Raw genomic sequence first — 563 nt, 5'->3', positions numbered from 1 at the left:
GCTAAATTTCGACCTTAATTCTTTAGGGGAAGTATCCTCGTTAAGAGGCTGATTCCAGGTTCTTTATTTGATAAACTATCCAATACAAACCTATAATATTGATAGCTTCTGGACTGTCCGTTTTAGCAACTTCCGGAATAGGTTCAACGATTACCTCAATTTTCCTTCTTAGGCCATTTCAGGCTTCTCCATCGAATTATTCGGTGGCAGTGTCCTCTTGACTAATTTGCTTTCGTCGCAACCTGCTTTTATGGTCTGCTCTAATCTGACATTCTTTCGTCTGCCCGACCGACCATATCCTTTCAGGGTTTATCGGCCCTGGCTATTGGTTGAATAGCACGAAATTTAGGCCTCTTTGGCGCCCAGGTTTGCGTTGTAGAAGTTGAATCAAAACTATTTTCAGATATTCGATCATCATAATTATTATCAGATTTATTTATTATTTTAAAATTAGAATTATTCGGCTTAATTGTATTGTATGAGTTATAAACGATTATTGAAATAATCATTATTATAAATAAAAAACAAATATTTTTAATTTTTTTCATTAATTAGAATAATCA

At 34.1% G+C, this 563-nt stretch carries 1 protein-coding gene; it reads right to left on the bottom strand.

Going from position 1 to position 563, the window contains the following annotated elements:
* Positions 1 to 302 precede the first annotated feature (302 nt).
* The gene (locus tag KHD59_RS02420) at positions 303 to 548 is read right to left on the bottom strand and encodes a hypothetical protein (RefSeq protein WP_215419685.1); all 246 of its coding nucleotides are present in this window, start codon (positions 546 to 548) and stop codon (positions 303 to 305) included.
* Positions 549 to 563 lie beyond the last annotated feature (15 nt).

This window comes from Sesame phyllody phytoplasma (assembly GCF_018390775.2).
Lineage (GTDB): Bacteria > Bacillota_I > Bacilli_A > Acholeplasmatales > Acholeplasmataceae > Phytoplasma > Phytoplasma australasiaticum.
The sequence above is the reverse complement of the archived record's forward strand: the minus strand, read 5'-3'. Positions and strand labels throughout refer to the sequence as shown.